Source organism: Methanoculleus sp. UBA208, assembly GCF_002498065.1.
Classification (GTDB): Archaea; Halobacteriota; Methanomicrobia; order Methanomicrobiales; family Methanoculleaceae; genus Methanoculleus.
Genome location: NZ_DAFZ01000076.1, coordinates 1 through 5,618, shown reverse-complemented (window position 1 = coordinate 5,618; position 5,618 = coordinate 1). Strand labels below are relative to the sequence as shown.

General features: G+C 64.6%; 7 protein-coding genes. All 7 read right to left on the bottom strand.

The features are described 5' to 3' along the window. Window positions 1-693, bottom strand: a 693-nt coding sequence (locus tag BRA62_RS08105; RefSeq protein WP_292366065.1) for a hypothetical protein, incomplete at its 3' end; no start/stop codon positions are given. Between the two features lie 41 nt (window positions 694-734). Next, window positions 735-1,046, bottom strand: coding sequence for a hypothetical protein (locus BRA62_RS08100; RefSeq protein ID WP_292366064.1), 312 nt, complete (start codon window positions 1,044-1,046; stop codon window positions 735-737). A 26-nt stretch (window positions 1,047-1,072) separates the two neighbouring features. Next, on the bottom strand, window positions 1,073-1,597 hold the full coding sequence (locus BRA62_RS08095; protein ID WP_292366063.1) for a hypothetical protein: 525 nt from the start codon (window positions 1,595-1,597) through the stop codon (window positions 1,073-1,075). Beyond that, window positions 1,573-2,100, bottom strand: a complete 528-nt coding sequence (locus BRA62_RS08090; protein ID WP_292366062.1) for a hypothetical protein — start codon at window positions 2,098-2,100, stop codon at window positions 1,573-1,575. The genes BRA62_RS08095 and BRA62_RS08090 overlap by 25 nt, the downstream gene beginning before the upstream one ends. After that, a complete protein-coding gene (locus BRA62_RS08085) occupies window positions 2,100-2,900 on the bottom strand; it encodes a minor capsid protein (RefSeq protein WP_292366061.1) in 801 nt (266 codons plus the stop codon). The genes BRA62_RS08090 and BRA62_RS08085 overlap by 1 nt, the downstream gene beginning before the upstream one ends. Next, window positions 2,897-4,180 (bottom strand): hypothetical protein, encoded by a 1,284-nt coding sequence (locus BRA62_RS08080; protein WP_292366060.1) that lies wholly within the window; start codon window positions 4,178-4,180, stop codon window positions 2,897-2,899. Before BRA62_RS08080 ends, BRA62_RS08085 begins: the two co-directional genes overlap by 4 nt. Continuing rightward, window positions 4,177-5,618 (bottom strand): hypothetical protein (locus BRA62_RS08075; protein ID WP_292366059.1); only part of this gene is annotated, 1,442 nt, incomplete at its 5' end. The genes BRA62_RS08075 and BRA62_RS08080, both read right to left, overlap by 4 nt.

The window sequence follows — 5,618 nt, the reverse complement described above, 5'->3', positions numbered from 1 at the left end:
CTCGGGAGTCTTCTCCGCGAGGGTCTTCATCTGTACCGCCTGGGCATCGAGGTGTTTCATCACTCCGGCCAGGCCTTCGGTCAGTTTCCCGACCGTTTCCGCGAGGGTCTTGATCTGGCCCTCAAATTCGGCGAGTTTCTTCTCGTCCATGAGTTCGTCCTCCTTTTCCCCTTCTTTCCTGGTCGGGAGGTTGCACTTCTTGCAGGCCCCTCGATTGACGAGAGCTGCCCCATAGAAGACCAGGCTCTCGGCCTCCCAGCGAGACTTGGCGGCGTCGAAGCGTTCTTTCCCGGTGTGTTCCACCGAGACGAAGACCGGCCGCCCGGTCTCCTGGCAGTATTTGATGTACGCGATCGAGTCCTTCGAGTTCTGTGTCCGGCCGTGGAAGAAGAGGTCGCCGACGACCGCGTCGGACTCGAAGCGGATATCCTCGATCTCGGCGATCCGGTCGGTGATGCTCCAGGGCGTTATCCCGGAGTGCCTGATCCAGAGAGATCGATCGGTCCAGTTCGTCGCGTATGCCTGGAGCGTCTGAACAGGATAGTACAGGGGGCTCCCGACGTTCGAGTCCGTCCAGGTTCCCTCGGCGAGCAGCTTCACGCCGAAGACCTTCAGGCCCCCGTCAGGAGTTTCTTTGATCTGAGACGTACCGAACTCGACCTGGAGCAGTCTGTGAGTAGGAGCGTTCGGCATTACCTACTCTGTAGGATAGGGGGGCGTATAGCCTGTATGAACTATAAAGGCGGGGCCGTTGACTGCCGGCCTCGGATCCGGACCAGAGACTCGGTCAGAATCTTCGAGAGATCCTGGTTCGAGAGGTCCAGACCGTCCACGAGGGCGGCCGGGACCCTCACCTGGCGGACGACCGATACCCGGGCCCGCTTCTGTAGGGCGAACCCCTGCACCCCTTTCCGCGACCGCCGGCCACCGTTGTCCTGGGGGTAGAGCCGGCCGAGGTCCCGGGCGATCTCGCCCCAGGACTTCTTCCCGGCGTGGGACAGGATGTAGGCTTGCTCGCGTGGGGTGAAGGTCCGGTTTCTCGGCATCGGGCATCACGATTTAATTACAATTTTCATAGCCAGAAGGCCCAGGCGTATGTCCCGACCGTCCCCGCGACCAGGCCGAGGACAAATGCCCGGGCCTGGGTCATCTCCATTTCGAGGAGGCGCTCCCCGAGACAGATCGCGAGTTCGATCAGACGGTCGCCAGAGGGGTTTGCCATGGGTTCCTCCTTGGGGGTTTCGTCTGGTTCGGGTTCGGGGAGATCGTCCGGGAGGGGGCCGGGATCGGGGTCTGCCGGGGTCTCGGGTTCTGGCGCCGCGATCCGGATGATCTGTCCTGCTGTGCCGAACTCATCGACCCCGGGGATGTCCGGCCGTGTCCGGTAGGTCCGGACCGTCACCCGGAACTGCCCGGCCCGCGGAAAGGTGTATTCGATAGAGGCCTGCCCGGCGACGTTGTGGATGATAGGCTGATCCTGGGGATCGACGTCCTGGATCACGAATTCCGTCTCGTCAGGGAGAGCGGGCGGGCTTGGGGTCGTGAACCGGTAGGTCGCGGGCCCGATTGCTGTTACATCCAGCGTAGGTTGCCACATTCTGTGTATCCTCCTTTTTTCCAGTCGTTCATCAGCGATTCATAGAAGATCCGTTCCCAGGCCGTCCGGTCGAGGAGCCCCGTCCGGGTGGTGATCGTGTAGGCAAAGGCCCGGATCCGGGACGTCTCAAGCCAGGCTTCCATCCCGTCGGGATCGTGCCGGCCGTCATCGATGAGGTGGAGGAGTTCGTGGATCAGCCTGGCCTGGATGACCCGGACGGACTCCCCCGGGCAGACCATGACCGACGCTCCTCCCCGCCAGACGCATCCACGGATCGGGGTCGTGCGGTCCTCCTGCGGGAAGAGGTAGACCTCCCCGGACGCCGGCACCAGCGGGAACCCGACCCAGTCGGGACCCCAGCCCCACGTCGGGAGCGGGTAGGTCAGGGACGCCGGGGCGCCGATGACGACGTCCCGGAGATCCCAGATGTCGGGAATGTCGAGAAGGGCGGCCAGGCCTTCGGGCAGCCAGGGGTCCTGGTAGACGGTGATCGGGACGGCCATCAGGATCCCCCCGGGTCATCGTCGATGACCGGAAGCAGCGTGCACCGACACCTGGGATGCAGCGGGCAGGGCGGGGCCTCATTGATGGGGAACGGCTTGCCGCAGTTCTCTTGACATTTGGTGCAGGGGTTGCCAGCACAGAGCCACTCGATCGTTTTGATGCCATGTTGCCTGTACCGGAGCAGGGCGCCCTCGTTGCAGGCGTACATCGTCTCCGTGTGGGCCATGAGCCGGGCTCGCTGGATCCCGATCCCGTCGACCTGATCCCGCAGCCGGCGGGCGAGTTTCACGACACTTTCCCCCTTGTTGATCCCCTCCGTCAACGCGGAGACGATCTGCTTGTTCATCTCCGCCGTAACGCCCTTCAACGCCTGCAGGTTGCGGACCCGGAGAACGTCGAGCACGCGCCAGTCTGCCGGGCCTTCGCCGAGCTTCGAAGTGATGCCGATCCGGGCCAGCGCCCGCTCGGCATACAGAACCCCCCGGCGGTATCCTGTCTTCACCGAGTTGCTGACGACGACTTCCCCCGGGCCGAGGATCGCTTCCTTCGCCAGCAGTTCCAACTCCTCAACCAGCCACGCGATCCGGATCGGCGTAGGCTCCAGAGCCCGGGCCTCGTTCTCTCGGGCGAGGGTCAGGACCTCGACCGCTGCGGTCCGGTACGTGCGGAACAACCGGACAAGCCCCTTCTCGTAGGTGACCCGGAGGGTCTTCGCCTGAACAGGATCCCTCCTGGTCGAGCGGGAGACCTGCTTCTTCGCGGCGGCGAGGGTGCGGATCTGCGTGGACCGAGAGATCATTCTGCAGGATCCTCCGGAGCGGTTCCAGCCACCGCCGGCGGCGTGGGGAGGGCTCCCTCTCCCTCGAGTTCCTCCCACTTGTCCGGGTCGATGTCGAGATACTCCTGCACCTGCCTGCGACCCATGATGGCGAAGAGGTCGCCGGTCTGTGCACAGGGTGCGAGCACCTTCCCGACGGCGTCGGCCTTCATGAGGAAGTCCTTCGGGTTCGGGTCGTTGAAGACGATCCAGACCTGGCCCGGCCGGCCGACGATCAGGTCGATGATCGAGGCGTCAACGGTCCGCCCGACGCGCTTCTGGAAGGTCTTGATCCGCTTGAAGAACGCATCGATCCGGGAGACGGCCGTCGCGTCGGTCGAACCCCTCCGGAGGCCGATCAGTTCCTCGGGGACGCCCAGGGAAGCACAGACCCGGACCAGGGTCGCGTCGTTGTACTCCCCGACGTGCTGGGCGCCGAGCTGATCGAGGTTCTTGATCGTGACCGTCCCGTCGTGGACGAACTCGTTCTTCGCCTCGATCTCCTCGAGCTCTTTCTCGACGTCCTTCAGGTCCTGCTCGTCGACCTCCAGTTCCTCCGGACCGTTCGTAACCGTGGCATCGTACTTCGGATACCCGTGCCGCCAGATGGCCGACGCGGTCGCCTCAGCGGTCTTGGTGTCCCGGGTGACCTCGTCGATCGCCCTGCCCAGGAGCGAGAGGCCGTACGGGGATCCGGCGACCGGGAGCAGCCGGAGGTGTGTCACCTCTTCGGTCTGCAGGGGGATCGGGGTCTCGAGTTCGATGCCGTCCTGGTTGAACTGCTGGACGTATTCCTGAACGTCCCCGGAGGAGTCGACCTTGATCCGGAACGTCTCCGCACCCCGGGGGATGACCGCGACGATCTCCTTTGCGAGGGACCCCTTCCCCCTAGCGTTCTCGGCGACCCCGTCGCCCGTGACCAGGGCCTCGATCGTCATGATCTCGAGGACGCTCTCGATATCGATCTGGTCGAAGCGGGCCTGCACCTTCTTCTTCAGGACCTCGTCGCCTTCCAGCCGGTAGCCGTTCGAGAACATGTACAGGGGGTACTGGTCGAGCGCCTCGGCGTAGATCCCGCCCTTTTTGTAGATGTTCTTGAGCGCCTTGACCTTCTCCGGCGTCCTCTCCTCTGCATTGAAGTGGCCCTTCAGGGAGAAATCCCGGCCCCCTCCGGCCTTCATCTTCGTCTTCTTCGTCGGTTCGTCCCGGCCGACCCCGATCAGGTGGAGGGCCCGGGTCTTGATGTCGTGTAGTCTGCTCATGTGCCTTTTCTCCGCGAGGCTAGTACTCGGGCCCCCTTCTTCCGCTCGCGCCGGGGCACGAAGGACAGCATCAGGGCGTCGGCGTAGTCGGGCGACGGGAGGCCGCGTTTCTTCATCTCATCTTTGCTCTCGATCTGGATCCGGCCCCGGCTGTCGATCTTGTACTTGATCGCGGCCAGCTGCCCGGCCAGGACGTCCAGGAGCTCCGGATCCCCCTCGAGGGCGATATCGCCAGCCTCGAAGATCTCCCGGAGGGTCCAGTAGGCCTCGGCCCGGAGGTTCAGGAAGTCCTCTTTATTCCGGGGACTCGAGGAGACGTTCACCTCCTGGACGGGGTAGTTCTGCTCCTTTAGTCGGTCGTGGACCCCGGATCCGATCCCGATCGTGTCGATCTTGACGGAGATCGGTTTTTGCTCCCGGGCATGCCGGGCGATCCAGCCGGCCGTCTCCATGGTGTCGGCCATCGGGAGGACGTCCAGGATCCGGGCCTTCATTCCGTTCCGGAGTGCGATCACGCTCTCGTCGTCGCCGAACCGAGCGATATCGGCCCCGAACTCGGGCGGGCCGCCGGCCTCGATCTCCCGGTCGATCGCGGCCTCGATCCAGGCCAGGGGGATCAGGGCGTCGGTCGAGGAGGGAGGGAACTGGCCTTCGACCCGGGCCTGGTAGCGGGGAGAGTTCTCCCCCCACCGCTTCAGCCGGCCGGCGACCCATTGCGGGGTCGTCAGATAGGGGTAGGGAAGGGTCCGGCCGGCGATCTTCTCCTCCCAGGTCCCGGTCCGGATATCGTCTCGGGTGATGTCAAACTGGGTGAAGTTCGGGGTATCGAAGGCCGATACGCTGATCTTCGCGACACCCGGCGTCTTGAAGTCCTCGAGGAACCGGCCGCTCGAGGACGTCGGGTTGCCGAGCAGGAGGAGCCGGGCGTGCTCGGTCGTCAGGACCGAGTCGATCGCCTCGAAGATGCTCTCCATGATGCCGGCGGATTCGTCGGCGATGACCAGGATCGAGATCTCGTGGAACCCCTGGAAGCGATCCGGGTCGGTTGCCGTGAACCCCCAGGCGAACCAGTTCTCCGCCAGTTTGATCTGGGTCTGGAGCGGGGTCCCACCCAGGGGGAACTTCGCCCGGGCGTGAGCCGCCCGGATCTCCTTCCACAGGATGCCTTCGACCTGGCGCTGGGTCGGGGCCGTGGTGATAACCACGCTCGGCTTAAAACAGTACAGGAACCAGAGGGCCGCCCGGGCGCCGATCCAGCTCTTGCCGAACGAGTGGCAGCCCTTTGCGGCGGTCTCGGTATTGTCCCGGACCGAGAGGAGGATCTCTTGCTGCTTCTCCCAGAGGTGCCGGTCGCCGAGGACCTCCCGGCAGAACCAGATCGGATCAGCTCGTGACCGGGCCAGGATCTCCCTGGCTTCCGCCGGCGTCGGCCCCTTCC

Coding starts and splice junctions, on each gene's coding strand:
- BRA62_RS08100 (WP_292366064.1), bottom strand. CDS start 1,046: ATGCCGAGAAACCGGACCTTCACCCCACGCGAGCAAGCCTACATCCTG.
- BRA62_RS08080 (WP_292366060.1), bottom strand. CDS start 4,180: ATGAGCAGACTACACGACATCAAGACCCGGGCCCTCCACCTGATCGGG.
- BRA62_RS08095 (WP_292366063.1), bottom strand. CDS start 1,597: ATGTGGCAACCTACGCTGGATGTAACAGCAATCGGGCCCGCGACCTAC.
- BRA62_RS08090 (WP_292366062.1), bottom strand. CDS start 2,100: ATGGCCGTCCCGATCACCGTCTACCAGGACCCCTGGCTGCCCGAAGGC.
- BRA62_RS08085 (WP_292366061.1), bottom strand. CDS start 2,900: ATGATCTCTCGGTCCACGCAGATCCGCACCCTCGCCGCCGCGAAGAAG.